Annotated in this window: 24 protein-coding genes and 1 pseudogene; 8 read left to right on the forward strand and 17 right to left on the reverse strand. The window is 72.6% G+C overall.

The window, feature by feature from the left end; all coding sequences use genetic code 11:
• Positions 1-270 (forward strand): annotated as a pseudogene (locus tag HPY23_RS23935) (DEAD/DEAH box helicase); the annotation flags it as partial.
• A gap of 78 nt (positions 271-348) precedes the next feature.
• On the opposite strand, the gene HPY23_RS23940 reads toward HPY23_RS23935, so the two are convergent.
• Entirely contained in the window at positions 349-993 is a 645-nt protein-coding gene (locus tag HPY23_RS23940; protein ID WP_091888274.1) for an SIMPL domain-containing protein, read from the reverse strand.
• Between the two features lie 96 nt (positions 994-1,089).
• Here HPY23_RS23940 and HPY23_RS23945 point away from each other — a divergent pair, with 96 nt between their 5' ends.
• The 3 genes from HPY23_RS23945 (at position 1,090) to HPY23_RS23955 (ending at position 2,108) form a co-directional block, all read left to right on the forward strand.
• Positions 1,090-1,275: a YegP family protein gene (locus HPY23_RS23945; protein WP_048430858.1), complete on the forward strand. Its 186-nt coding sequence runs from the start codon at positions 1,090-1,092 to the stop codon at positions 1,273-1,275.
• Between the two features lie 142 nt (positions 1,276-1,417).
• Entirely contained in the window at positions 1,418-1,741 is a 324-nt protein-coding gene (locus tag HPY23_RS23950; RefSeq protein WP_210344390.1) for a hypothetical protein, read from the forward strand.
• Positions 1,742-1,913: 172 nt separating this feature from the next.
• Positions 1,914-2,108 (forward strand): hypothetical protein, encoded by a 195-nt coding sequence (locus tag HPY23_RS23955; RefSeq protein ID WP_060848604.1) that lies wholly within the window; start codon positions 1,914-1,916, stop codon positions 2,106-2,108.
• Positions 2,109-2,137: 29 nt separating this feature from the next.
• Here HPY23_RS23955 and HPY23_RS23960 read toward each other — a convergent pair whose 3' ends face one another.
• The 10 genes from HPY23_RS23960 to HPY23_RS24005 all read right to left on the reverse strand — a co-directional run bounded on the left by HPY23_RS23960 (position 2,138) and on the right by HPY23_RS24005 (position 15,125).
• Positions 2,138-2,602 carry an NUDIX hydrolase gene (locus tag HPY23_RS23960; RefSeq protein WP_091888278.1) on the reverse strand — a complete coding sequence of 155 codons (465 nt, stop codon included), beginning with the start codon at positions 2,600-2,602 and terminating at the stop codon, positions 2,138-2,140.
• 103 nt (positions 2,603-2,705) lie between these two features.
• Positions 2,706-3,872 carry an ABC transporter permease gene (locus HPY23_RS23965; RefSeq protein ID WP_060848606.1) on the reverse strand — a complete coding sequence of 389 codons (1,167 nt, stop codon included), beginning with the start codon at positions 3,870-3,872 and terminating at the stop codon, positions 2,706-2,708.
• Positions 3,869-4,894 (reverse strand): ABC transporter permease, encoded by a 1,026-nt coding sequence (locus tag HPY23_RS23970; RefSeq protein ID WP_091888280.1) that lies wholly within the window; start codon positions 4,892-4,894, stop codon positions 3,869-3,871. Before HPY23_RS23970 ends, HPY23_RS23965 begins: the two co-directional genes overlap by 4 nt.
• Complete coding sequence (locus HPY23_RS23975) at positions 4,891-6,774, reverse strand: ABC transporter substrate-binding protein (RefSeq protein ID WP_091888282.1); 1,884 nt, start codon at positions 6,772-6,774, stop codon at positions 4,891-4,893. Before HPY23_RS23975 ends, HPY23_RS23970 begins: the two co-directional genes overlap by 4 nt.
• A complete protein-coding gene (locus tag HPY23_RS23980; protein ID WP_091888284.1) occupies positions 6,771-7,652 on the reverse strand; it encodes a hypothetical protein in 882 nt (293 codons plus the stop codon). Before HPY23_RS23980 ends, HPY23_RS23975 begins: the two co-directional genes overlap by 4 nt.
• A 45-nt stretch (positions 7,653-7,697) precedes the next feature.
• A complete protein-coding gene (locus tag HPY23_RS23985; protein ID WP_091888286.1) occupies positions 7,698-9,575 on the reverse strand; it encodes an ABC transporter ATP-binding protein in 1,878 nt (625 codons plus the stop codon).
• Positions 9,572-11,548: a glycosyltransferase gene (locus tag HPY23_RS23990; protein WP_091888288.1), complete on the reverse strand. Its 1,977-nt coding sequence runs from the start codon at positions 11,546-11,548 to the stop codon at positions 9,572-9,574. The genes HPY23_RS23985 and HPY23_RS23990 overlap by 4 nt, the downstream gene beginning before the upstream one ends.
• Complete coding sequence (locus HPY23_RS23995; RefSeq protein ID WP_091888291.1) at positions 11,545-12,642, reverse strand: glycosyltransferase family 4 protein; 1,098 nt, start codon at positions 12,640-12,642, stop codon at positions 11,545-11,547. The genes HPY23_RS23990 and HPY23_RS23995 overlap by 4 nt, the downstream gene beginning before the upstream one ends.
• Positions 12,639-13,883: a glycosyltransferase gene (locus tag HPY23_RS24000; RefSeq protein ID WP_091888293.1), complete on the reverse strand. Its 1,245-nt coding sequence runs from the start codon at positions 13,881-13,883 to the stop codon at positions 12,639-12,641. Before HPY23_RS24000 ends, HPY23_RS23995 begins: the two co-directional genes overlap by 4 nt.
• Before the next feature lie 27 nt (positions 13,884-13,910).
• Positions 13,911-15,125: a glycosyltransferase family protein gene (locus tag HPY23_RS24005; RefSeq protein ID WP_091888353.1), complete on the reverse strand. Its 1,215-nt coding sequence runs from the start codon at positions 15,123-15,125 to the stop codon at positions 13,911-13,913.
• Positions 15,126-15,465: 340 nt separating this feature from the next.
• Between HPY23_RS24005 and atzD the strand changes: the two genes are divergently transcribed.
• Together atzD and HPY23_RS24015 are read left to right on the forward strand one after the other, a co-directional pair.
• Positions 15,466-16,569 (forward strand): cyanuric acid amidohydrolase, encoded by a 1,104-nt coding sequence (atzD, locus tag HPY23_RS24010; protein ID WP_091888295.1) that lies wholly within the window; start codon positions 15,466-15,468, stop codon positions 16,567-16,569.
• 81 nt (positions 16,570-16,650) lie between these two features.
• A complete protein-coding gene (locus tag HPY23_RS24015) occupies positions 16,651-18,072 on the forward strand; it encodes a TIGR04222 domain-containing membrane protein (RefSeq protein WP_091888297.1) in 1,422 nt (473 codons plus the stop codon).
• A gap of 358 nt (positions 18,073-18,430) precedes the next feature.
• On the opposite strand, the gene HPY23_RS24020 is transcribed toward HPY23_RS24015, so the two are convergent.
• The 4 genes from HPY23_RS24020 to HPY23_RS24035 form a co-directional block, all read right to left on the reverse strand.
• Positions 18,431-18,748, reverse strand: coding sequence for a c-type cytochrome (locus HPY23_RS24020; protein ID WP_060848615.1), 318 nt, complete (start codon positions 18,746-18,748; stop codon positions 18,431-18,433).
• A 57-nt stretch (positions 18,749-18,805) separates the two neighbouring features.
• The gene (locus tag HPY23_RS24025) at positions 18,806-20,077 is read right to left on the reverse strand and encodes a PQQ-dependent sugar dehydrogenase (protein WP_200601721.1); all 1,272 of its coding nucleotides are present in this window, start codon (positions 20,075-20,077) and stop codon (positions 18,806-18,808) included.
• 134 nt (positions 20,078-20,211) lie between these two features.
• The gene (locus HPY23_RS24030; protein ID WP_091888299.1) at positions 20,212-21,651 is read right to left on the reverse strand and encodes an amidase; all 1,440 of its coding nucleotides are present in this window, start codon (positions 21,649-21,651) and stop codon (positions 20,212-20,214) included.
• 102 nt (positions 21,652-21,753) lie between these two features.
• Complete coding sequence (locus HPY23_RS24035) at positions 21,754-22,452, reverse strand: HisA/HisF-related TIM barrel protein (RefSeq protein ID WP_091888301.1); 699 nt, start codon at positions 22,450-22,452, stop codon at positions 21,754-21,756.
• 38 nt (positions 22,453-22,490) lie between these two features.
• Between HPY23_RS24035 and HPY23_RS24040 the strand changes: the two genes are divergently transcribed.
• Positions 22,491-23,576, forward strand: a complete 1,086-nt coding sequence (locus HPY23_RS24040; RefSeq protein WP_091888303.1) for a hydantoinase/oxoprolinase family protein — start codon at positions 22,491-22,493, stop codon at positions 23,574-23,576.
• A 198-nt stretch (positions 23,577-23,774) separates the two neighbouring features.
• On the opposite strand, the gene HPY23_RS24045 is transcribed toward HPY23_RS24040, so the two are convergent.
• Together HPY23_RS24045 and HPY23_RS24050 are read right to left on the reverse strand one after the other, a co-directional pair.
• Complete coding sequence (locus tag HPY23_RS24045; protein WP_091888305.1) at positions 23,775-24,272, reverse strand: BLUF domain-containing protein; 498 nt, start codon at positions 24,270-24,272, stop codon at positions 23,775-23,777.
• Between the two features lie 207 nt (positions 24,273-24,479).
• Complete coding sequence (locus HPY23_RS24050; protein ID WP_060848620.1) at positions 24,480-25,529, reverse strand: aromatic ring-hydroxylating oxygenase subunit alpha; 1,050 nt, start codon at positions 25,527-25,529, stop codon at positions 24,480-24,482.
• A gap of 230 nt (positions 25,530-25,759) precedes the next feature.
• Between HPY23_RS24050 and HPY23_RS24055 the strand changes: the two genes are divergently transcribed.
• Positions 25,760-26,188 (forward strand): DUF3597 domain-containing protein, encoded by a 429-nt coding sequence (locus HPY23_RS24055; RefSeq protein ID WP_060848621.1) that lies wholly within the window; start codon positions 25,760-25,762, stop codon positions 26,186-26,188.
• Positions 26,189-26,261: the final 73 nt, after the last annotated feature.

Here is a 26,261-nt window from a genome sequence, read left to right on the forward strand (position 1 = left end):
GGCCAGCAGCCCGGTGGGCGCCAGGGCCAGCCGGCCGGCCGTCAGGGCCAGCCGCGCCACGGCGCCGGCCGTCCGCAGGAGCACCGCGAGCCCCGTGCCAACGACGGCCGCGGCGGCCAGGAGGGTCGTCAGGGCCGGCCGCAGGGCCAGGGCCAGGGCCGTCCCCAGGGCGGCCAGCGCGCCGACGGCAACCGCCAGCAGCGCCCGGCGGGTGGCGGCGGCAACCGTGACGGCCGCGCGATCGGCTGGCTCGACCGCGCCCCGCGCTGAACGGCCTGATCCGCACTGAAAGTTGAGACGCCCGCGCTCCGGACAGGAGCGCGGGCGTCTTTCGTTTTGGGCGCTGCGTCAGCGCGGCGCGATCCGCCGGCGGATCGTCACGGCGGCGGAGAAGGTGACAACCGCCGGCGGGATGATCCGGGCGACGCGGGAGCGTGGCATGTCGGCATAGCCGTCCGGCGGCGAGGCCTCGCCGTCGGTGATCTCGGTGATCTCCACCAGCTTCAGCTCCGCGGCCTCGGCATAGATGCGCGCCTGCTCGCGGGCATCGAGCACGGCGGCACGCCGCGCCTCGTTCAAGGCCTGCCGCTCCGAGGCGACCGCGTCGGTGATCTTGCGGACCTCGACGACTCCGCTCGCCGCCAGCCGGTTGACCGCCTCGTCGACGGTTCCGACGGATGGCACGGTCAGGGTCATCTCCGTGATGGCGGTGAACGGCTGATCCGGCGGCTTCGGATTCGGGTTGTCAGCCATGCGGTACGGCTTGGATTCCCGGTTCAGGCGAAAAACGCTCCTCTCGACCGTCATGCCGGCGGTCTCGAGCGATTTGAGAATCTCCGGGACGCGCCGGGTGGGGTCACCATGGGCGTCCACCGCGCCATCGAGCGCCTTTCCCCTGGTGACGATGGCGACGTCGACCCGCGCGAGATTCGGCTTGGTGGCGAACGGGCCCGTCCCGCGGACGCAGACGACGTTGCCGCGACGCGGCACCATGATGACATGGCGTCAGGCTCTCCGGCCTCTCGGCGTTGTCGTCAGTCCATACGGCCCCATCTCCATCCCTCATGTCATCCAGGCAGGAGACCGCCGATGCGCTTCGAACTCTATCGCGACGGCAAGGGCGAGTGGCGCTGGCGCCTGCGGGCCGAGAACGGCGAGGTGGTGGCCGATTCGGGGGAGGGCTACGTCCGTCGCGAGGATTGCGAGCACGGCATCGCGCTGGTGAAGGGGGCGACCAACGCCCGAGTGGTCGACATGACGCTCAAGATCGCCTGAGGGTGGGCCGGGATCCGTTCGATCGACGATCGGTCCCGTTCACCATCCGACGGAGCGGGCGCAACGCTTTCCCGCCTCCGTGCGTTTCAGCCGTCCATGCCTCGATCGCGAGGCGACCGCCTCTCCCGGGAGGCCTTCTTGCATGAGTAGGACCGACGACGTGCTGAAGACCGTGATTCTGGCGGCCGGACTGATCCTGGGCGGCGCGGCCGCCATGCCGCAGGGCGCGAGCGCCGCTCCGCTGAGCGAGACCGCCGCCCCGGCGGCGACCTCCGCGCCGACCGCGTGGGCGCAGTACGGCTATTACGGCCGTCACCGCCACTGGGGCCACCGCGGCTACGGCTACGGCCACCGTCGCCATTTCGGCCCCGGCTACGGCTTCCGCGGCCCGCGCCACTTCGGGCACCGCCACTGGGGCCATCGCGGCTACGGCTACGGCCCGCGCGGCTACTACCGCGGCTTCTGAGCCGAGGGACTTAAGCCACACCGATTAGGCGGTCGCCCCATGCGGGGCGGCCGTGCCGCATTGTCGCCGCATCCGTGACCATGGTTGGTAGAGCTTGGCCGTTCCGGCGGCCCAAGCTTGGCTCATGGCCGGCCCGTCACCGCGCGGGCCCGCCCCACCAAGGGAACCGGGAATGCCCCATACCCTCAACGAACGCCGCCGCCGCCTCGAGGCCCAGCTCGAGGATTACGAGCGGACGCTCGCCGAGATCCGCTCCTCCGCGGGCCTGGGTGCCAACAGCCGCGCCCTCCAGCTCCAGCATGCCCGCCTGATCTCGCAGGCGCGCACCGAACTCGCCTCGCTCGACGCCGAGGAGGCCGCTCTCTAGCGGCGGAGCCCCCTTTCGGTCCCGCGGCCTTACGCGGGACCCTCCAGGGCGGAGCGCGCCGCGTCGTAATAGGCCAGGATGTCCTCGGGGTAGACCTGCATCGGCGGCGCCGCGAGCTCGGCCCGCGACCACCAGCGGTGCTCGGCCAGGACCTCGACCTCGTTCTCCGTCCAGCCGTCGCGGGAGAGGGGATCGGTCCCCGCCCGCACCGCGAAGAAGCGCTCCTCCGCCCGGACCCATTCGCCGTCCTGCATCCGCATGACGAAGCGGCAGGTACCGACCTCGGGCGCCGTCTCCGGGCAGGTCAGCCCGGTCTCCTCCCGCAATTCCCGGATCGCGGCCTCGGCGAAGCTCTCGCCGGGCTCGACGCCGCCGCCCGGCGTCGCCCAGTATTCCTCGCCGGCGAGCGCCCCGCCGCGGAAGGCGAAACGGAACAGGAGCAGCCGGTCCTCGCCGTCGAGGACGAGGAGCCGGGAGGCGGGGCGTTCGCGCATCGCTCGAGCATTTTTCGACGAAGTGGAAACCGGTTCGTCGCAGAAAATGCGACCTGACAAAGACTGAGAGGGCTTCGCGATTGCAACGCGATCGTGAAGCTCTCTAGTGGTACGGATCGGCAGCGTCGCGAAGGCCGTCGCCCAGGAAGTTGAAGGCCAGCACCACGATCACCACCGGCAGGATCGGCGCCAGCAGCCAGGGATGGAGCTGCACCGCGGCGAGGTTCTGCGCCTCGTTGAGGAGCACGCCCCAGCTCGTCACCGGCGGGCGCAGGCCCAGGCCGAGGAACGACAGGGCGGTCTCGCCGAGGATCATCGAGGGGATCGACAGCGTCGCCGAGGCGATCAGGTGGCTCATGAAGTTCGGGATCAGGTGCCGGGCGATGATCCGGGTCTTCGAGGCGCCCATCAGCTCGGCGGCGCGGACGTAATCCTCCTCGCGCAGAGCCAGGAGCTTCGAGCGCACCGCCCGGGCGAGGCCCGGCCAGTCGAGGAGCCCGAGGATCAGCGTGATGCCGAAGAAGACCAGGATCGGGCTCCAGTTCGGCGGCAAAGCCGCCGAGAGCGCGAGCCAGAGGGGCAATTCGGGCAGCGAGCGCAGGATCTCGATCACCCGCTGGATCACGTTGTCGACCCAGCCGCCGAGATAGCCGGCGAGCCCGCCGAAGAAGAGCCCCAGCGCGAACGACACCGCGATGCCGACGAGGCCCACCGTGAGCGAGATCCGGGTGCCCGAGACGATCCGCGAGAGGAGATCGCGCCCGAGCCGGTCGGTGCCGAGCAGGAACATCGTGCCGTTCTCGGGCGGGCAGACGAGGTGCCAGTCGGTGTCGATCAGGCCCCAGAAGGCATAGGCGTCGCCCCGGCAGAGGAAGCGCAGCGGCTGCACTGTCGTGCGGTCCACCGTGTAGTCGCGGTGGAAGGTCTCGATGTTGAAGGTGAAATGGTAGGGATGGGTGTAGGGCCCGACGAACCGGCCCTCGTGGAAGAGGTGGATCGATTGCGGCGGCGCGTAGAGGAAGTCGCCGTGGCGCTTGGCCGGGTTGTAGGGCGCGATCACCTCGACGAACGGGATCAGGGCGTAGAACGCGATCAGGATCAGCCCCGCCGCCACCGCGACCCGGTGCTTGCGGAACTTCCACCAGGTCAGGCGCCAGGACGAGGCGCGGTCGACGGCACTGCTCTCCGCCCCCACCGGTTCGGTGCGGCCGGGGTCGAAGGGCGCGGGATCGACGTAGTGGGGCGGCCGGTCGCGCAACTCCAGGTTCATCGGCCGTCCCCTCCAAGGCGGATGCGCGGATCGAGCCAGGCGAGCAGCAGGTCGGAGATCAGCATGCCGATCACCGTGAGCATCGCCACGAACATCAGGATGAACCCGGCCAGGAACTGGTCCTGGCTCTTGAGGGCGGCGAGCAGGATCGGCCCGACGGTCGGCAGGCTCAGCACCAGCGACACCAGCACCGAGCCCGAGATCAGGTGCGGCAGGAGGTTGCCGATATCGGCGATGAACGGGTTGAGCGACATCCGGAACGGGTACTTGATCAGCGCCCGGGTCGGCGGCAGGCCCTTGGCGCGGGCGGTGACGACGTACTGCTTGCCGAGTTCGTCGAGGAGGTTGGCGCGCATCCGCCGGATCATCGCGGCGGTGCCCCCAAGCCCGATCACCAGGGTCGGCACGACGAGGTGGGCCATGAGCGAGCGGACCTTCTCCCAGGTCCAGGGCTGGCCGGCATAGGCGCTGTCGTAGAGCCCGCCGATCGACACGCCGAACCAGCGGTTGGCGTAGAACAGCATCACCAGCGCCAGGAGGAAGGACGGGGTGGCGAGCCCGATATAGCCGATGAAGGTCGCCGCGTAGTCGCCGAGCGAGTATTGCCGCGTCGCCGAGTAGATCGCGATCGGGATCGAGACGAGGTGGACGAACACCACCACGGCGAGATTGACCACGAGGGTGAGCCAGAGCGCATCGCCCACCACCTCGCGCACCGGGCGATCGTACTCGAACGACCAGCCCCAGTTGCCCTGGATCAGCCCGTTGAAGGCGCCCTCGGGATTGGGCCACAGCCCGATCCAGCGCAGGTACTGCTCCCAGACCGGACGGTCGAGGCCGTATTGCTGCATCAGGAACTGCGCCTTGGCGACGGACGCCGCCTCGCCCTGCGAGCGCAGCTCGGCGATCTGGTTGGTGAGGAAGTCGCCGGGCGGCAGCTTGATGATGACGAAGACCAGCGCCGAAATGACGAGGAGCGTGGCCGCCATGGTGAGGAGGCGGCGGGCGAGGTAGCGGATCACCGCGCGGCCTCCTTCGGGGTCGGGCCCCAGTAGAACTCGTCCATGCGGTAGATGCCGATCAGGGCGGTCGGCTTCCAGCTGTAGGTCTCCTTGTCGGGGACGTTGCGCAGCCGGGTCTTGGCCACGACCGGCTGCAGCGCCCCCGAGACGGTGCCGATCACCCACTGGTTCTCGGCCCGGTTCCGCAGCATCTCGCTCCAGATCTTCGCCTGCTCGGCGTTGTCGGCGGTGGCCATCCAGCGGGCGTTGAGGTCGATCAGCACCTTGGCGGCGGGGATGTCGCAGGCCTCCCCCTCCTTGCCCTTGGTCTCGACGTACTGGCCCCATTTCGGCCAGGCATAGGTGTCCTGGTGGACCGGGGCGAGTTCGTCGGGGGACATGTCGGCGGTCGGCATCGCGAGGTCGAGCCCTTGCGCGGCCACCATCACGGCGGCGCCCGAATAGGCGCGGTTGCGCAATACCGTGCGGTCCTGCGGCTTGACGAACAGCTTGACGCCGACCTCGCGCCAGAACTCCGAGATCAGGGTGAGCCCGTCGGTGAGCATGCTGCTCTCGCCGTCGGTCTCGACCACGATCTCGAGCTCGCGCCCGTCGGGCAGGAGACGGATGCCGGCGCCGTTGCGCCGGGTCAGGCCGATCTCGTCGAGGAGGCGGGAGGCCTGCCCCGGGTCGTAGCCGGCATTGAGGGTACGGTATTCCGGCCGGTAGAGCGGGCTCTCCTCGACCACCGTGTCGTTGCCCTCGGTGCCGAGCCCGAACAGCAGGGCGTTGTTGAGGGTGCGCCGGTCGATGGCAAGCGACAGCGCGCGGCGGTAGCGCAGGTCGCGGTTGAGCGCGCGCCAGACCGGGTCGGTGACGGTCATGTTGGGGTAGAGCGCCAGCTCCGAGCCGCGGGCGGTCGGCCAGAGGTGGGTCCGGTACCCTTTGGCGCGCTCGCCCTCGCGCAGGATCGGGATGTCCTCCATGTTGAGGCCGCGAAACAGGAGGTCGGCCTCGCCGGCATTGGCCTTGGCGGCGAGCAGGCCCCCGGCGGCCACGTCCATGTTGACCTTGTCGAGGTAGGGCAGCTGCTGCCCGTTGGTGTCGACCCGGTGGTAGTGGGGATTGCGCACGAAGACGAAGCGGGCGGCGGGCGCGGTGTTGGTCACGCGCCAGGGCTGGAGGGTCGGCAGGTCGGGGTTGGTCTGCTCGAACATCGCGTCGAGCCGGTTGTGCAGCGCCGCCCAGCCCTTGACCTTGGCCTGCTTCACCAGGGGCTCGATCTCGGCCTTGGGCGTGTACTTGACGTTGAACTTCTTCAGGTAGTGCGCCGGCCGGTAGATGAAGGGATCGCGCGGGGAGGCGAGCTCCGGCAGGAAGCGCGGGTTCGGCTTGTCCCAGGTGAAGCGGACGTGCAGCGGGTCGAGCACCTCGAAGCGCGGCAGCTCCCCGTCGACCAGCATGAATTCCGGCGGGCCGGACGGGCTCAGCTCCTTGTTGAGCGCCACGTCCTCCCACCAATAGCGGATGTCCTCGGCGGTGAAGGGCTGGCCGTCGGACCAGCGATGGCCGTCGCGGATCGTGAAGGTATAGACCTTGTCGCCGTCGTTCTCGAATTTTTCGAGGATGTCGGCCTTCAGCCCCAGCGTCTCGTCGTAGCCGACGAGGCGGGTGTAGCTGTAGGTCGAGATGTAGCGGATGTCCCGGGCCTTCGAGACCAGGGTGACGAGGTCGCCGCCCGGCTTGCCGATCTGGCGGCCGTGGGCGACGGGATCGACTACCAGGGGTTGCTTGGGCAGGCGGTCGGACGGGGATTCGGCGAGGGCCGTGCTACCGAGCAAGGGCAGCAAAATGGCCAGAACGGCAGTGCGTGTGAAAGGGCGTCGGATCCCAATCGTCATGTCCCGTCCCTCCCGTGCAGGCGCACCCAGGTGATGCGGGTGGGCGAGTAGCCGGTCGCGGCGTGCAGGTCGTCGAAGGCGTGGGTGGCGGCGATCGCCGCGCGGGCTCCTTCCGCCTCCGGGTCGTCGGGCCGGTAGACGAACTCGCGGCCGTTGCGGCGCCAGCGCACCGGCTCGCCGGAGCGGGGGGCGGTCAGCATCGCGATGGTCGGGAAGGCGGGCCCGCCGTGGGCGTGGAGCCGGTGGGCGGCGGCGTCGTCGTCGAAGACCAGGCGCGTCAGGCCGCGCTCGCGGGCCTCCAGCACCCGGCGGGCCTGGCTGATGTGGTCGTCGAAGAAGCCGACCGCCCGGTCAGGGTCGAGGCGCGGCAGGCTCACGGCCGACCAGTCGACGGCGTGGTAGCGCGCGCGCGGATCGCGGTAGCGCAGACCCGAGAGGTCGGGATCGAAGCAGAAGATCTCGGCCTGCGGGCAGGCCTGGCGCATCACCCAGGTGGTCAGCCCGCGAAACACCCCCGACTCGACGATCACCTCGGGGGCGAGCGCCCGCATCAGCACGTAGAGCTGGAGCGCGCCGTTGAAGCCGTTGCCGCCGCGCTTCTGCGCGACCGGCGCCGTGGCGATCAGGTCCCAGAAGGTCGCGACCGCGGGTGCGGCGCCGCCCGGCAGGGCGAGCCCGGCCTGCGCCAGGTCCGTGTCGAGGCGCGCGGCGGCGGCGGCGATCAGCGCGTCGGTCTCCGGGCCGGAGAGCGGGCGGTGGTTCCAGTCCGACACCGCCGGGACGAGATCGTAGCCGAGGCGGTCGAACAGGCGGCCGAGGAAGCGGCGGCGGAGCCGCTCGACGAGGGGGTGGGGGCGGAGGGCGGCACCGTTCGACATCGGGGGCTCTATCGGGGTCTCGTACGTCAGGTCGGGCGGCGTGGTTCAGGCAGCTTGCCGGCTCGCCGGGCCGGCGACCCGGACGCGGTGCCCGGGCTCGATCTCGGTCATGGTGCCGGCCACGCCGCCGGTGAGGCGGTAGGGCTCGGGCCAGCTCGCCGGGTCGGAGAACCGGTCGCTCATCAGGAGTTTCAGGTCGAGGGGGTGGTCGAGGTCGGGCTCGGGCACGGCGGCGAGGAGCGCCCGGGTGTAGGGGTGGGCCGGGTTCTTGAAGAGCGCGTCCTTCGACGCCTCCTCGACGATGTAGCCCCGGCACATGACGGCGATCGTATCGGCGATGTAGTCGACCACCGCGAGGTTGTGGGAGACGAACAGGTACGAGACGCCGAGGCTCGCCTGCAGGTCCTTCAGGAGGTTGAGCACCTGCGCCTGGACCGAGACGTCGAGGGCCGAGACCGGCTCGTCGCAGAGCAGCACCCGGGGCTTCAGGGCGAGCGCCCGGGCGATGCCGAGGCGCTGGCGCTGGCCGCCCGAGAAGGCATGCGGGTAGCGCCGCAGGGACGCCTGGTCGAGCCCGACCATGTCCAGGAGTTCCTTGGCGCGTTCGTAGCGCTCGTCGGCGGTGCCGACGCCGTGGATGCGCAGGGGCTCGGTCAGGAGCTCGTAGACCGTCATGCGCGGGTTGAGCGACGAGAACGGGTCCTGGAACACGAACTGGACCGCCCGGCGAAAGTCTTTCAGCTCCCGGTCCTTGAGCGCGAAGACGTCGCGGGGGCCGCGCCCCGAGCCGTCGTCGAAGGTCACGGTGCCGGCGTCCGGCCGCAGGGCCCGCATCACCACCTTCGAGAGGGTGGTCTTGCCGCAGCCCGACTCGCCGACGAGGCCGAGCGTCCGGCCCGGATGCAGGCTCAAGGACACGCCGTTGACGGCGTTGATGGTGCGGGTCTTTCCCTTGAACCAGCCCGAGCGCAGGGTGAAGGACTTGCGCACCCCCTCGATGGCCAGGAGCGGTCCGGCCGGGTCGGGCCGGTGCGGCTCGCCGGCCTTGCGGGCGAGCACCGCGCTCCTCACCTCGCGGATCGGGGTCAGGCGCTCGCCGGGCGCCATGTGGAAGCGCGGCACCGCCCGCATCAGGGCCTTGAGGTAGGGATGGCCGGGATGGCGGAAGATCTCCTCCCGCGAGCCCGCCTCCATCACCCGGCCGCGATACATGACCACCACGTCGTCGGCCATGTTCGCCACCACGCCGAGATCGTGGGTGATGAGCAGCATCGCCATGCCGGTCTCGGCCTGCAGCTCGCGCATCAGCTCCAGGATCTGGGCCTGCGTGGTGACATCGAGCGCCGTGGTCGGCTCGTCGGCGATGAGGAGCGCCGGCCTCGTGATCAGCGCCATCGCGATCATCGCGCGCTGGCGCAGCCCCCCGGACAATTCGAACGGGTAGGTGACGAGCGCCCGCTTCGGATCCGGGAAGCCGACGCGGTCGAACACCTCGATCGCCCTCGCCTTGGCCTGGTCGGCCGAGACGTCGGCGTGGAGGCGCAGGGCCTCGGTGACCTGGTCGCCGACGGTGTGGAGCGGCGACAGCGAGGTCATCGGCTCCTGGAAGATCATCGCGATGCGCCCGCCGCGCAGGGCCTGCATGCGGGCGGAATCGGCCTTGAGCGCCGCGATGTCGGTGCCGCCGGCGGGACCCGCCGGATCGGAGAGGCGGATGCTCCCGCCCGAGATCCGCGCGACCTTCGGCAGGATCTGCAGGATCGCCTGCGCGGTGACCGACTTGCCCGAGCCCGACTCGCCGACGAGCGCCACGGTGCGGCCCGCCGGCACGTCGAGGGACAGGCCGTCGACCGCCCGGAACGCGCCGGAATCGGTCGAGAAATCGACCCGGAGGTCGCGGATCGACAGGAGCGGAGCCGTCATCCTGATGCCGTGCTGTCCTCTCGGGGCGGGGGCGCCCCCGGATCACCGCGGAAGATAGGGCCCGGTTGTGACACGGGCAGCGGCGGGTTCGCAAACAATGCGGCGGCGCGCGATATTGTCGGAGGCCGGCTTTTGGCCGCACGATCCGCGAGGCGGTCGAGGAAACGGGCGCAGAACGCCCAGGTCGCGTCGTCCTGCACGAGGTGATGGGTGAGGAGCCCGACCGGGCCGCCGCCCGCGACCGCCGCGGCCGCCCGGTCGATCACGCCGTCCGGGTCGGCGAGCCCGCCGCCGGAGCGCCAGGCCACCGGGTCAACCGCCGCATGGGCCTGGACCAGGCCGGGCACCGGGGCGACGGGGGCTGCGGCCGAGAGGCCGCGATAGCCGATCCCCGGCAGAATCCCGGGCAGGTCGGGGGCGAGACGGTTCCAGGGCGGCACCAGCACCGGCAGCAGGCGGGGGCCGAGGCGGGCGCGGGCGAGCGCCAGGGCCTCGGCGGCGTCGGCCCGCAAGACCGCGAGGAGGCGGTGGGGGCCGAACTCGGCCTTCCTGGCGCCCTGCGGGGCGTGGTCGGCGTGGGCGAGACCATGGACCAGGAGGTCGACGCCGCTCTCGCCCGCAAGCCGCGCCGCCAGCGACGGCTCGGCCCGGGCCGGCACCGCGGCGAGCGCCACCGGCCAGCCGGTGCGGGCCGCCAGGGCGAGCAGGCGATCGAGGGCCGGGGTGTGGGCGACCGCGTCGTCGTCGCGCCACCAGAGCGCGATCGCGCGGCCTTCGCCCGCGGCGCGGTCCAGCGCCTCGGTGAGGGGAGTGAAGTCGATGGATGGAGGAAGGCTGAGATGGGAACCGGCGCCATCCCGCATCGCCGCGACGATCGCCACGCTCCGCCGTGCCCCGTCGCACGCGATGGCGTGGCGCACGCCCGGCAGCGGAGCGGCCTGGACCGCCCCGGCCAGGCTCTCGGCCGTCAGCGCGCCCTCCGGCAGCACCCGGGCGAGGCCGTGGGCCGCGAGCGTGTCGGCGCGCAGGCGCTGCTCCATCTCGTAGCCGGCCTCGAACGGCACCAGCACGGCCGGGCAGCCGCTCCGCAGGAGGTCGAGCACGGTGTTGTAGCCGGCCTGGCTGACGGACAGCGCCGCCCCGGCGAGCAGCGCGCGGAAATCCGGCCGCGCCCGCTCGACCACCGCGTTCGCGGGCGCGGAGTCCCGCAGGGCGGCGAAGGCCGGCTCGGGCACGGCGCGGCCGACGAGGATGTGCCAGGACAGGCCGGGCGTGAGGATGGCGGCGGCGACCGCGGCTTCCTGCAGCGGCAGGCCGGCGGCGCTCGACCCGCCCGAGACGACGATGCCGGATCGCGGACCGTTCGGCGCGGGCACGGCCTCGCCGTCGTCGACGTAGCCGGTGTAGCGCAGGCGCGGGGCCAGATCCGGCGTGACCGGCCAGGAGGCGTCGAGTGGCAGGAAGGCGGGATCGCCGTGGACCAGCACGGCGTCGTAGGCGGTCAGGCGCGCATGGGTGGCGGCGATGCGATCCGGGCGGCTTGGGGTCGCCAGGATGTCGCGGATCGACGCGAGGAGCAGGGGGCGGGGAACGGCCGCCCGCACGGCCTCGACCAGCGCCTCGAATTCCGGTGCCAGCACCCGGCGTCCGAACGGGTAGAGCTCGGTGATCACCGCGTCGGGTGCGGCCTCGGCGAAGGCGGCGACGAGGCCGTCGCGGCGCGCGGCCAGGCGCTCCGCCGACACGGGCGCGCCGTCGGGATCGAGCAGCGTGGTGAAGGCGGTGCCGACGATGCGCAGGGGCGGCAGCTGCACCAGGCGCACGCCGTCGAGGCGCGGCAGGGCCGCGGGCATCCCGCCCGACACCAGCGTCACCGCGTGGCCGGCGCCCGCGAAGGCCCGCGCCAGGGCGGCCGCCCGGGTCAGGTGCCCGGCGCCCAGCAGGTGCGTGACGGCGATCAGGATCCGGCTCATGCCCGGGGTGCCTGCAGGAGGGGGGAGAGCGTGTCGCGCAGGATCGCGGCGGCCCGGTCGAGGCTGCGCTCCTCGCGCACGAAGGCGAGGGCGCCCGCGCGCATCGCGGCGAGCCGGTCGGGTCGGTCGGCGAGGGTGCGGATCGCGGCGGCGAGGGCGGCCGCGTCGCCGGGGGGCGTCACCCGGCCGGTCAGCCCGTCCCGCACCACGTCCGGCACGCCGCCATAGGCGCCGGCCACCACCGGGCAGCCATGGGCCTGCGCCTCCAGGAGCGCCATGCCGTAGGCCTCGTTGACGGCTGGCCAGACCAGGAGGTCGGCGGTGGCGTAGAGGGTCGAGAGCGCATCGGGCGCCACCGCGCCGTGCCGGCGCACCCGGGCGCCGAACGGGGCGAGCAGGTCCGTCACCGCCGCCGCGGCCGGACCGTCGCCGGCGACGTCGAGGGTCCAGTCGATGTCGCCGAGCCGCGCCAGCGCCTCGGCCAGCAGCCGGTAGGAGGCGAGCTTGTCGCCTTCGCGCATCATCGCGACGGTGAGGAGGCGCAGGGGACCGCGCACCCGGTCGGCCGCTCCGGTCGGCCACTCCGCCAAGTCGAGGAAGGGCGGCAGTTCCGCCAGCCCCTGGCGCGCCGGCCGCGCGGCCTCGAGCGCCGGCCGGTCGCGGCGGTTAATCACCAGGATCAGGTCGGCGGCATCGAGCGCCGCCTCCGCGCCCGCATGGCCCAGCGCGTGCGGGCCGTTCGCGCGCTTGGGCGAACGCGACCCCTCCGCCACCACGTAGGGGATGCCGAACGCCGCGGCGACCGCCGGGCCGATCCAGTCCGGCGCCTTGTAGTAGACGTGGTAGGTGAACCAGAGCGCGGGCGGGTCGGAAGACCAGGCGGCGATCAGGCGTCCGGCCTCGGCCAGCGATTCCTCCCTCACGCCCGGATGCCGCGCCCCGTCGGGATCGCGGGTGCGCAGGGTGCTGGCGACCTCCGGGGCGAAGCCCGCCGCCGCCAGCGCCCGCAGGAGGAGCCGCGCCATTGTGCGCTCGCCGGAGGGCACCGGGTGGTCCGGGGCCTTGAGCGGCGCGTAGAAGGCGACGCGGGTCATCGCCGGGCCGCGTCGCCGAGCAGGCGCGCGACGGTGTCGAACCCGGCCTCGGCGCCGAACTCGGCCTCGAGGCGGGCGAGTGCCGCGGCGGCGAGGCGGGTCCGCTCGGCGGGATCGCGGGCCAGCAGGTTGACGGCATTCGAGAGCGCGCCCCAGTCGCCGGGCACCACCAGCCGGCCCTCGATCCCGTCGCGCAGGAATTCGGGGATGCCGGCGAAGTCGGTCGCGACGACGCAGAGCCCCTGCGAGGCCGCCTCCATGATCACGTTGGGCAGCCCGTCCCGGTCGCCCGAGGGCGCGCGCTTGGCCGGCAGCACGAACAGGTCGGCCTCGCGCAGGAGCGCCACCACCTCGGGCTGGGGTTTCGCTCCCAGGAAGACCACCTTCTGGCCGAGGCCGAGCGCGGCGGCCTTGGCCCGCAACGCCGCCAGCTCCTCGCCGCCGCCGACATGGGCGAGGCGCCAGTGCAGATCCGGCGGCAGGGCCGCGAGGGCGTCCAGAAGGTCGTCGAACCCCTTCTTCGCCACCGCGCGGCCGACGCTGACGACCCGCAGGGGATCGGCCGGGTCCGACCCGTCCCGCGCCGGGCGGGACTCCGGGGGAGGGGGAAACCGCGACAGGTCGAGGCCGTGATAGACGAGCGAGACCCGGTCCGGCCCGGCCGCGACCTCGCGCAGCCGCGCCGCGCCCGCCGCCGTGCAGGTCACCGCGAAGGCGAGGCGGGGATCGTCGAGCTTGCCCGCGAGCTCCCAGTCCGGCGTGGTCCAGATGTCCTTGGCGTGGGCCGAGGCGCTCCATCGCCGCCCGGTCAGCGCGGCGGCGTAGCGTGCCACGGAGGCCGGGGTGTGCAGGTAGTGGACGTGGATGTGGTCGGTCTGTGCCGGCAACTCACGGGCCAGCACCAGGGCCTGGCCGAGGCGCCGGCCGCGATTGGCGGTGAAGTCCCGGGCGAGGTCGCGGCGGGCGAGCGCCAGGAAGGTCCACAGGCCCGGCCGGCGCAGGGCCGAGACGGCGCCGCGCAGCACCCGCCAGGGCGCCTGGTAGAGGTATTCGGGCAGGTAGGAGACCGGCGCGCGGATCTTGCGGTGCATCGGATGCACGGCGCCGTCATGCGGGCGGCGAAGCGACCAGATCGCGAGGTCGAGGCCCCGCGCCTCGAGCCCCAGCAGCTCCTGGGCGATGAAGGTCTCGGACAGGCGCGGGTAGCCCTTGACGAGGACGGCGATGCGGAGCGGGGGCATACGGTCGGGGGTTCGGGAGAGGAGGGCTTACTCGGCCGCCACGCAGGCGGCGTCGGCGGTGGCGGCGAGACGGCGGATCGCCGGCAGGCCGTCGAGGAGGCCGGGGATCGGCCGCGCGGAGGGGGCGGGCCGGTGCGGCAGGGCGGCGAGCGCCTCCGCCATCCGGGCGGTCTCGTTCGCCGTGGATTCGTCGGCGTCGCCGGGCTCGATCACGCCGACGAGGCCGAGCCGGGCGGCGGCCCGGGCCCGGATCAACTGCTCGCGCCGGGGCCGGACCCGCGGCAGGATCAGGGACGGACGATCGAAGGACAGGATCTCGCAGAAGGTGTTGTAGCCTCCCATCGCCACCACGCCGGCGGCCCGGCGCATCAGCCGCTCCAGCCGGGCATCGAAGCCGAGGGAGGAGAGCCGGGGATGGGCGGCGATGCGGGCGCTCAGGTCGGCCTGCTCGGCCGACGGGAAGAACGGCCCGAACACCACGAGCGCCGGGTGCTCCAGGGTATGCGCCTCGTAGGCCCGCACCACCGCCTCGACCAGCTCGACCCCGTCGCCGCCGCCGCCCGGAGTGACGAGGAGGAACGGCTCCCGTGCTGCCGCCTCGGAGCCTTCGGGTTCGGGCGCCTCGCGCCGGAGGTAGCCAGTATAGGTCAGGCGCCCGGACACGCCCGCCGGCAGCGTCAGCCCGTCGAGGGGCGCGTAGATCGCCTCGAGGCCGTAGACCCAGAGCGAATCATAGAGCGGCAGCACCGCGAGCGCGCCCTTGCGCTCCCATTCGGGCGCCAGCAGGTCCGGATCGTCGAGGACGTCGCGCAGGCCCAGCACCAGCCGGCAGCCGCGGGCCTTGAGCCGGTGGAGCGCTGGCAGCACCTCGCCGTGGAAGCCCGCCGGCTCCTTGTCGACGAGGAAGAGGTCGGGGTCGAAGCGCTCGGCGACGTGGCGGATCAGGGCGGCGCGGGTCGCCACCACCTCGTCGAGGCCGTGGCCGGGCCCGAGGCTCTGGTACTCGCCGGAGGCGAGCTTGGTCACGCCCGGCAGGCGCCGGCAGGTCACTCCCGGGGCGAACCGGAAGGCGTGGCTCACCGGCGAGCCGGACAGGATCACCACCCGCCGCTCCGGCGCCTCCGCCACCAGCGCGTGCGCGATCGCCCGCGCACGGCGCAGGTGGCCGAGCCCGAACGTGTCGTGCGAGTAGATCAGCACCCGCTGCGGGGACGCGCCGGGCGGGGGGAAGGGGACCCCCATCAGGCGCGCGTCGCGATCCGCGAGGACGCGGCCGTCCCGGCACAGGAACTGGCGGGGGAGCACGCCCGTGCGGACACGGCGGGCCGAATGCGGCTCAACGGGTTCGGCATCGGGTGGCGGCTCTCCCGGGCGCGGGAGGCCAGACTAGCGCATCCTCCCCCGAGCCGGCTACCCGGGCCGCGGGATCGCTCCGCGGTTATGGCCAGGCTTGTGGCGCCGGCGCATCGTCGGCCGCCCGAGACGGCGCATCGGCGCGGGTTGGCGACGAAGTTGCAGGGCGACGCGGGCCCATCTTCCCGCCAAGATTCATCCTCCCGCCAAGAAAAGTCAGGGACCCGCGATGCCCGAATGCCTCGTCTTCCGCGTGCCGACCCGGCACCCCGCCGACGTCTCGGGCCTCGACGTCCTGTTCGCCTCCGGCGCGCTCGCCCCGGAGGAGGTCGTCGCGGTGTTCGGCAAGACCGAGGGCAACGGCTGCGTCAACGACTTCACCCGGCCGCTCGCCGTCATGGCGCTGGAGGCCGCGCTCGGCGCCCGGCTCGGGCTCACCCCGGCCGAGATCGGCGCGCGGGTCGCGCTCGTGATGTCCGGCGGCACCGAGGGCGGGCTCTCGCCCCACCTGCTGGTCGTCGCCCGGCGCGAGGGGGCCGGCGGTCCCGGCACGGCGCTCGCGGTCGGCACCGCCTTCACGGACGACTTTCTCCCCGAGGAGATCGGCCGCATGGCGCAGGTGCGGGCGACCGCCGCGGCGGTGGCGCGCGCCATGGCGGCGGCGGGCCTGACCGACCCGGCCGACGTGCATTTCGTCCAGGTGAAGTGCCCGCTCCTCACCAGCGCCCGCATCCAGGAGGCGGCCGCCCGCGGGCAGGACGTGTCCACCCACGACACCTACGCGTCGATGGGCCTGTCGCGGGGCGCGTCGGCGCTCGGCATCGGGCTGGCGCTCGGCGAGATCCCGGGCGAGGCCCTCGACGATAGCGTGATCGGCACCCGCCCCGACCTTTTCTCAGGTCGCGCCAGCGCCTCGGCGGGGATCGAGCTGATGCGCAACGAGGTGATCGTGCTCGGCAACGCGCCGGGTTGGAGCGGCCCCTTGCGCATCGCCCACCGGGTGATGCGCGACGGCATCGATCTTCCGGCGATCCAGGGCGCGCTCGCCGAGCTCGGCCTGCCGGCCTCCGGCCAGCTCCCGCCCGAGGCGGCCGAGCGCGTCGTCGCGCTGCTCGCCAAGGCCGAGCCGACCGGCGACGGGCTGATCCGCGGCCGCCGCCACATCATGAACGACGACAGCGACATCAACGCCACGCGCCACGCCCGGGCGCTGGTCGGCGGGGTCGCCGCCGCGGCGATCGGCCGGACGGACCTGTTCGTCTCGGGTGGGGCCGAGCACCAGGGGCCGGACGGGGGCGGGCCGGTGGCGGTGATCGCGCGGATGAACGGTTAGACGGGGCGCGTCCGGCCGAGCCTTCCGCACCCGGACGCGTTACCCTGACGACGGGGATCACCGTCGGCGTTTGGGGGTGTCATGCCGTGCATCCTGCCCGCAACCTGGTCGGACGCGGAAGGCGCTCTCTGGGCGCGCATCCGGGCGCACCCGTTCGAGCACCCGGACCGGGCCCTCGACTTCACCCGGCGGCTCGCCCGCGACCGGGACTGGTCCCTCGCCTTCGCGCGGGCGGCGGTCGAGGCCTATCGCCGGTTCTGCTTCCTCGCCTGCAACGGCCGCGAGCCGGTCACGCCGAGCGAGGAGGTGGACGAGGTCTGGCATCTCCACCTCACCTATTCGCGCGACTACTGGGAGGTGTGGTGCGGGGCGGTCCTGCGCACCGCCCTCCATCATGAGCCGACCTCCGGCGGGCCGGTGGAGCAGGCCCGCTACGCCCGGCAATACGCCGCGACGCTCGCCCGCCACGAGGCCTATTTCGGCCCGCCCGATCCCGCCCTGTGGCCCGGCGCGGGGGAGCGCTTCGGCCGCCGGCCGCGCTACCGTACCGTCGACACGCGGCGTTCGCTCGTCGTCCCCCGTTCCATCCTCCGCCTGCCGCGCCTCGGCCGGGTCCTGCTGCCGGGGCTCGCCGGGACGCTCCTCCTCGCGCCGCGGCCGGCGCTCGCCCTGCCGCTCAACCCCCTCGACTGGCCGGGACCGCCGTTCCTGTGGCTCGACGGGACGTTGACCGCCGGCGCGCTCCTCGTCGGAATCGTCGCGCGGGCGCGCTGCCGGCAGACCGTGCGATCGGCGCCGGACGCGGATCTCGGCCTGCCCGACCTCGCCTATCTCGCCGGCGGCCCTGACCGGGTGGCCGACGTGACGGCGCTCGCCCTCCACACGTCCGGTGCAGGACGCATCGACCCGCCGCGGGGAATCTGGATCGATGCGCGGGGCATCGCCCTGCCGCCCGACCTCGTGCCCTTCCGGCCGCCGGACGGGTTGACGACCCGCGGCCAGCTGATGCGCAGGCTGACCGCACCGACCGAGCGGCTGGCGGAGCGGCTCGCCGCGCGCGGCCTGTGCCCGAGCACCGAGCAGCGCCGCCGGACACTCGTCGTCTCGCTCGGCGCCGTGGCGCTGGTGCTGGCCCTCGGCCTCGCCAAGATCGCCTGGGTCGCCGGCACCGGGCGCCCGGTCGGCTATCTCGTCGGCCTGATGATCGCGACGGTCGTCGCCGCGACATTCCTCCACATCCGGCCGATCACCTGCACGACGGCCGGCGCGCGGGCGCTCGAACGCCACCGCGCACGCCACGCCCGCTCCGCCCGGGCGCCCCTGCGCCACGAGATCCCGTTCGCCTTTGCCTTGGGCGGCGCGGCGGCGCTCGCCGGCACCGAACTCGCGTCGCTCCGGCGCTTCTTCGTCACCGACAGCGGAGGCGGCGACGGCAGCGGTGGGGACGGGGGTGGCAGTGGCGGAGGCGGCTGCGGGGGATGCGGGGGTGGGGGCGGCGACTAGAGCATTTTCCGACGAAGCGGATGCCGGTTCGTCGTAGAAAATGCGGCAAAATCAAAGGCCTGATGAGATTCACGATTGCAACGCCACGGTACATGACAGGGGCGTGAAGCGTTTCTGCGTCAAGGCTTTCCCATACATCACCTGATCCTGAGGTGCGGGCGATCGACGATCGCTGAGCCTCGAAGGAGGGCTCCAGAAATCGCAGCGACATCTGGAGGCTTCCTTCGACGTCAGTCGATCTTCGATCGTCTAACGCCTCGGGATGAGGTCGCGGATGGGAGAGATAATCATCGCGGATTCACGTCTCTGTCGTGTGCCGTGTTGCTACGCGATCGTGAAGTGCTCTAGCGGACGCGATTCAGCCCGGCGGGATCACGTCGATCTGGATCCCGCTGTAATACGCCGCCAGGTTGGCGATGTCGGCATCCGACAACTCCTGGGCGGCGACCGACATCACCTCGTTCTTGCGGGTCCCGCTGCGGAACTCGGTCAGCGCCTTGACGAGGTAGGGCTCGACCTGGCCGGCGAGGTTCGGCGCGTCGGGGAGCTTCGAGAGCCCGTCGAGGCCGTGGCAGGCCTGGCAGGCGATCGCCTTGGCCCGGCCGGCCTTGGCGTCGCCGGCCGCCGCCGGGGCGGTGGCGGCGAGGAGCAGCAGGAGGGCGAGGGCGCGGGTCATGGGCGTCTCCTTGAGAGGGAAGCGGGGCGGCCCTCCGGCCGCCCCGCTCCGAAAAACCTACTTCTCGTAGGAGATGCGGTAGATCGCACCGGCAGTGTCGTCGGAGACGAGCAGCGAGCCGTCGGGCAGGGTCGCGACGTCGACCGGGCGGCCGAGATACTCGCCGCCCTCGGTCAGCCAGCCCTCGGCGAAGGGCTCGGGCTTGCCGGCGCTGCCGTCCTTGTTGACCGGCACGTACATCACCCGGGCGCCGATCGGCGTGGTGCGGTTCCAGGAGCCGTGCTCGGCGGTGAAGATGCCGCCGCGGTACTTCTCCGGGAACGACTTGCCCTTGTAGACGATCATGCCGAGGTCGGCGGCGTGGGGCGGCAGCTCGGCCTTGGGCGCCACGACGTCGGCCGGAACCTTGTCGTCCTTGTACTCGACGGTGCGCACCCCGCCGCCGCCGTACCACGGGAAGCCGAAGTTCTGGCCGGGCTTGGTGATCTGGTTGAGCTCGCCCGGCGGCTGGTCGTCGCCCATGCCGTCGACCTGGTTGTCGGTGAACCACAGGGTCTTGTCGGGGGCGAAGTCCATGCCGACCGAGTTGCGGATGCCGGTGGCGTAGACCTCCCGGTTCTTGCCGTCGGCATCCATGCGGATGATGCCGCCGATGCCGGTCTTGGCGTAGAGGTCGGCCTTGTCCTTGGGCGGTACGTTGTAGGGCTGGCCGAGCGAGACGTAGAGCTTGCCGTCGGGCCCGATGCGGCACATCCGGGCGGTGTGGTTGTAGCTCTCCTCGGCCGGCGGGATCAGCTCGCCCTGCTTGACCACCACCACGGCCGGGCCGTCCGTGCCCTCGTAGAAGAACTCGGCGGCCGGGAAGGCCAGGACCCGGTTCTGCTCCACCACCGTCAGCACGCCGTCGCGCGAGAAGCAGACGCCGTTCGGGATCTTGAAGTCGACGCCCGGGGCGTAGACCTTGACCTCGTCGGCGACGCGGTCCTTGTCGCGGTCGGTGACGGTGTACATCTTGGACTTGCGGGTGCCGACGAAGACCACGCCGGCATTCGGGCCGACCGCCATCGCACGGGCGTCCGGCACGACGGCGTAGAGCTCGATCTTGAACCCGTCCGGGACCTTGATTTTCTGGAGCGTCTTGTTGATCGCGTCGGCGCGCCGGCCGGTCTGCGGGATCGGCGCCGGCTCGGCGACGCCGGTCTGCTTGAAGCTGCCGAGCTTTTCCAGGTTGTCGACCTTGGCCTTGGTGTCCCCGGCGGTCGTGTCCTGGGCCAGGGCGGCGCTCGCGACGGAGACGCCGGCGGCGAGCGCCAGCAGGAAGGGCTTCATCGGGATTTCCTCCGAACCTCGGCCGTTGCGGCGTGGCCGAGCTTGTTGCTCGCCATGTATGCCGGGAGCCCTCACAGGCGGCAAGCGGAGCAGGCAGCCTATCTCGTTCACGCCGCCGTGATCGGTCGCCGGGATCAGCCGCGCAGGGCCGGCGGCAGCACCCGGTCGAAGCCCGTGACCGCCTCGTAGGCCGCCGCGATGGCCAGCAGCTCCGCCTCGCCGCGGTTCGGGGCGATGAGCTGGAGGCCCATCGGCAGGCCGGCCGCGCTGAAGCCCGCCGGCAGGCTGATCGTCGGGCAGCCGGAGAGCGTGGCCGGTACCACCACCTCCATCCAGCGGTGATAGGTGTCCATGGCGCGCCCGCCGACCTCCCGCGGCCAGGTCTCCTCGGCCGCGAACGGGAAGACCTGGGCCGAGGGCATCGCCAGTACGTCGAAGCGCTCGAACAGCCCGCGCACGCAGTGATACCAGGCGGTGCGGGTGACGCTGGCGGCGTGGACGTCGAAGGCCGAGAGCTTTTGGCCCTGCTCGACCTCCCAGATCGCCTCCGGCCGCATCAGGGTGCGCTTCTCCTCGTCCCGCCAATGCACCGCGAGGGTCGCGCCGATGATCCATTGGCGCAGCCGCGTCCAGCTCTGCCAGATCGCCTCCGGGTCGAAGGCCGGGAGCACCGGCTCGACCGCCGCGCCCTCGCCGGCGAAGACCCGCAGGGCGTCCTCGCAGAGGGCGAGCACGCCGGGCTCGAAGGGGAGGTGCCCGCCGAAATCGCCGATCCAGCCGATCCGCAGCCCTTTCAGGTCGCGGAGCCGCGGCACCGCGAAGGCGGCGGGATCCTCGCGGAAGGCCGTCGGGGTGCGGGGATCGTACCCGGCCTGGACCGAGAGGAGCAGGCCGAGATCGGCGGTGCAGCGCGCCATCGGGCCGAGCACCCCGAGCTGGGGCAGGAAGACCTCCTCGGTGCCGTTCGGGATGCGGCCGGCGGCGGGGCGCAGGCCCAGCACGTTGTTCCAGGCGGCGGGGTTGCGCAGGGAGCCGCCGTGGTCGCTGCCGTCGGCGAGGGGCACCATCCGCATCGCCAGCGCCACCCCGGCGCCGCCGCTCGATCCGCCGCCGGCCTTCGCCGGGTCGTAGGCGTTGCGGGTCGGGCCGAAGACCGGGTTGGTGCTGTGCGAGCCGAGGCCGAATTCCGGCACGTTGGTCTTGCCGATGAGCAGCGCGCCGGCGCCCCTGAGCCGCGCCACGTGGAGGGCATCGGCCTCCGGCACGGTGTCGCGGAACAGCGGCGAACCGTGGGTGGTGCGGAGGCCGGCGGTGGGCGAGAGGTCCTTGACCGCGTGCGGCAGGCCATGGAGCGGCCCGCGCGGTCCCCGCTCCTTCAGTTCCCGGTCGGCCGCCTCGGCCTCGGCGAGGAGCGCGTCGGGCTCGCGAAGGGACACGACGGCGTTCACCGCCGGGTTGTGGCAGGCGATCTGGTCGAGATGGGCCTGCATCACCTCCCGGGCCGAGACGGCCCGGTCGCGGATCGCCCGCGCGAGGTCGGTGGCACGCATCGTCACGAGATCGTTGGTGGGCATCGCGGGGTCCTGGATCGGCGTCGCGGCAAGCGGAGCACGCGAGCGGCGAGGGAACAAGCGCGGCCATGTCGGGCGGGGATGCCGCCGCGCGCATGGCGGCGCTCAGGCCCGCAGCCGCCCGTCGTGGATCGCGCTGGCGACGAGCACGCCGGCGGCCCCGGCCTCGTCGAGGGCCGGCAGGTCCTCCGGCCCGCGCAGCCCCCCGGCGGCGTAGAAGGCGACGTGGGGCGCCCGCGCCCTGAGCGCCCGCAGGCCCGCGAGGTCCGGCCCGGCGCCGCTGCCGACGCGCGCGAGCGTCATCACGATCACCTCCGGGGGCCAGGCGGACGGGTCCTCGTGCAGGATCGCCGGTCCCATCGGCGCGCCGTCCCGGCTGTCGAGGGAGAGGACCGCCCGGTCGCCGATGCGGCGCACCAGGGCGTCGTCGACCTGGCTCTCGCTGCCGAGCACCGGCCGGCCGAGGCCGGAGGCCAGGAACGCCGTGACGCCGGCCTCGCTCGAAAACCCGGCATCGACCCAGAGTTCGGTTCCGGGGCAGGCGGCCAGGATCGCCCGCAGCGCGCCGAGATCCGGCGGGGCGCCGTCCACGATCGCATCGAGGTCGGCGACGTAGAGCCGGCGCGCCGGCCAGGCGGCGAGCAGTCCGCGGGCGACGTCGGCCGGAGCGGAGCCGGGGCTGAGCGGCGTCACGATCGGCGCGTAGGCGTCGCGGTCCCCGGCCCGGGCCCGCACGACGAGGCCGCCGCGCAGGTCGAGGACCGGCACCACCTCGGTCCGGGTTGCGAAGGGTGCGCCGCTCATGCGACCCGGTCCCGACGCGCCGCGACCGAGAATCGACCGTGACTGATCCGCATTCCTCCGCCCCTTCCGTTTCCTCGCGCGAACGCATCATCGGCTGGGACTTCGGCGGGGTCCATGTCAAGGCGGCCCTGGTCGAGGGCGGGCGCGTCCAGGCGGTGGTCCAGGTGCCGTGCCCGCTCTGGAACGGCCTGCCGGCGCTGGAAACCTCGGTCGCGGCCCTGCCGGACTGGGCGCGCCAGCCGGCGCATCACGCCGTGACGATGACCGGCGAGCTGACCGACTGCTTCTCCGACCGCACCGACGGCGTGACGCAGATCGCCGGCTGGGCCGGCACGCACCTGCCCGGCGCCGTCGCAGTTTATGCTGGGCGCACCGGCTTCGTGGCGCCCGGGGAGGCGGGGACGAAGACGCCCGACGTCGCCAGCGCCAACTGGCACGCCACCGCGGCCCTCGTCGGCCGCCTCCGGCCGGCGGCCCTGCTGGTCGATCTCGGCTCGACCACCGGCGACCTGATCCCGATCCTCGACGGGCAGCCCCGCACCGTCGGCTACAGCGATGCCGAGCGGCTGGAGACCGGGGAACTCGTCTATACCGGGGTGGTGCGCACCCCGCTCCTGGCGCTGGCGCAGGCCGTCCCGTTCCGCGGCCGTCGCACCGCCCTGATGGCCGAGTGCTTCGCCACCACGGCGGACGCCTACCGGCTCCTCTCCGATCTGCCGGAGGCCGAGGACCAGCAGGACACCGCCGACCTAAAGGGCAAGTCGATCCCCGAGACCGAGATCCGCCTGGCACGGATGATCGGGCGGGACCGCCACGAGGGTTCCTCCGCCGACTGGATCCGCCTCGCGGGGGTCTTCGCGGAGGCGCAGCTGCGGCTCCTGCACGATGCCGCCGCCACGATCCTGTCCCGGGGCGACGTGCCGGAGGAGGCGCCGGTGGTGATCTGCGGCGCCGGCCGCTTCGTCGCCGCCCGCCTCGCCGCCCGCCTCGGGCGGCCAGCCAAGGAGCTGAGCGACCTGATCGCGCCGCGCCTTGCCCCCGACGCGGCGGCCTTCGCGTCGACCTGTGGGCCGGCGGTCGCGGTGGCGCTCCTCGCCGCCGAGCCGTCCGCGCGGGCGGGGTGAGCACGCCGCACGACGGGCTATCCCGAAAGACATTCGACCTACCGACCTCGGAGCCTGCTCGGGCGGATCCGTTGAACGAGCCCCGATCGGCGTGTCGGATGTCCGATCCCCCGACCTCGGGACGAGGTTGAGGGTGGGAGAGACGGTTCGCGACGGGGCGTGCGCGAGTGCCGTGTGTCGGGCCGGATGGGACCGGTTTCAGCGGTACGAGCGTGCGGCGCTCCCGGAGGCGGCGTCTTGGCCGGCTGCGCCGGAATGCCAGGGCGTGCTGATCGGGCTGTCGACGAGGAGCAGCAGCGCCCGGCGCAGGAGCTGGTCGAGGGCCTTCGGGCCGCCGGCGGGACAGGACCCGTCGCTGTTCAATCGCTTGTCGAGTTCCGCAGTGGTGCCGAGGAAGCCCATGTTCCAGCCCGGGAAGCGCCGCTCGGCGGCGAAATCCATCTCGATCACCGCCAGGGTGTGGTGGCGCCGGTCGACCAGGATCGACTCGAAGATCGGCTGCACGGCGGCGCGCCGGCCCTCCAGCACCTGGAAGAAGCCGAGTCCGGTATAGACCAGCACGCCGCTCACGTCCGCCAGGCGGTTGCGGTGACGGGCGGCGCCAAGGAGAGACGCGATGTGGCCCTGTCCCAGCATCGCCTCTGGCGGATGAGCGGCGGTGCTCTTGTAAACGATGCGGAAGATGTCGCCTGACATCCGTATCCCCCGGAAGGCTGAGCGGACGGGATAATTCGAAAGGCCGCGTCCGCGATAGCGCCGAACGGCACGGCCCTGGAATTTCCTGCCGTTGTCGCGGCGCGGGACAGAACTGACGAGCGCTCGATCCACCTCTGGACCGCCCTTCCCCGACGGCAACGCCGCGCACTCGCCGCCGATCCCGTGTCGGACAACCCGTATTGTCGTTCAACTGCGCCAGCGCAGCTCCCGCGGCTCGAGCGGATTGACGAAGGGCGCCGCCGCCTCGCGCGCCCGCAGGAACTCGCGCTTGAGGCTGAAATACCATTGCGACTGCACGTCGCTCTCGCCCATCAGCACCATGGCGGGCTTCCGGTCGAGGCCGCGCTGGGCGATCTGGAGCACGTCGCGGTCCTGGCCGAGGAACTGGCGCATCAGCGGCCGGGCGACGGGCTTCAGCAGGTTGAGAGCCGGGATGTTCCAGTACATCGCGTTGATGAGCGCGGTGCGGCCGTTCGCCAGCGGTGCGGCGAAGGTGTAGTTCGCCAAGCGCTTCTCGCCGGCGGTGATCCGCTCGAGCCGCACGCCCGGCAGGCGGAACTCGATCTCGACCTCGGGGATCGAGCCGAGCAGGCGGTAGGCGAGGGAGGCGGTCTTCGCCGTGTGGCTCGTCATGGTGAAGCCGAAGGGCGAGGGCGCGAAGTGCTTCACCTTCTCCTTCATGGTCTTCGAGGGGCGCCACCACCACGAATCGTGGACGTAGGCGACGTGCGCCGGATCGACGAAGCTCAGCGCCACGAGGTCGAACGAGGCCTCGACCTCGAGGATCTCGACGAGCTGCCCGCAATAGTCGAAATCGACCTCCGGGATCGGCGGAGCCGTCTCCGGGGCGGCGCCGGCGGGGTTGGCGCTGGCATGCACCCAGATCAGGCCGGACTTTTCGGTCACCGCGAAGCGGGCGAGGCGGACGGAGGCGAAATTCGCGTCGTCCCGGCGGGCGAGCGCCGGAATCGCCGCGCAGGCGCCGTCGGGCCGGAACTGCCAGCCGTGGAACGGGCAGACGAGGTTGCCGTCGACGATCCGGCCGGCCGACAGCGCCATGCCGCGATGCGGGCAGCGGTCGCGCAGGGCGAACAGCGCGCCCGATTCCTCCCGCCCGACCACCACGGCCTCCTCGCCGAGGCTGACCGACCGCATGCCGCCGGGCCGGACGCTGCGGCTCTCGCCGACGCAGTACCAGACGTCGTCGAGCGCCCGGCGTATCGGATCCCCTGTCATGCCGCTCCCACGCGATTCCCGTCGCGGCCGGCGCCACGCGCCCGGCCCGCCTTCCGGCCCGTCCTTAACCGATCCTGCGGCGGCGTGCAGCGCCGGGATGGTCGCGGACGCGCGCTTCACGGAACGGTGAGCGGGGCCGTTCGTTAGCCTGCCGCAAGGCCGAGCGTGCCCGCCTTTCGCCCGCGCGGATGCGGGCAGCGCCACGCGAGCCCCAGACGGAGAACGACACGATGAGCCTGCTCGGGACGATCGTCAGCAAGATCCTGCACCCCTTCGGCGGCGGCGACGCCCAGGCGCAGACGTCGGGTGATGCGCCCAAGACCGACACGTCCTCGGCGGGCGGGGCGCTCGGCGGCGGCTCGGACGCGGCGTCCGGCGGCGCGGTGCCGAAGGTCGACGGCAAGGTCGACGTCGAGGCGGTGCTCAACGACCTCGCCGGCAAGGCCGGCCAGCCGCTGAACTGGCGCACCTCGATCGTCGACCTGATGAAGCTGCTCCACCTCGACAGCAGCCTGTCGTCCCGCAAGGAGCTCGCCAAGGAGCTGAACTACACCGGCGACACCGAGGATTCGGCCACCATGAACGTGTGGCTGCACAAGCAGGTGATCAAGAAGCTCGAGGAGAACGGCGGCAAGGTGCCGGACGACCTCAAGGATTGATGCCGGCACGCGATCCCGGCCGCCCGCGACGCGGGTGAATGGTACGCGCGAGAGGGGGCCCGTTCCGCAAAGG

The organism is Methylobacterium ajmalii (assembly GCF_016613415.1).
Taxonomy (GTDB): domain Bacteria; phylum Pseudomonadota; class Alphaproteobacteria; order Rhizobiales; family Beijerinckiaceae; genus Methylobacterium; species Methylobacterium ajmalii.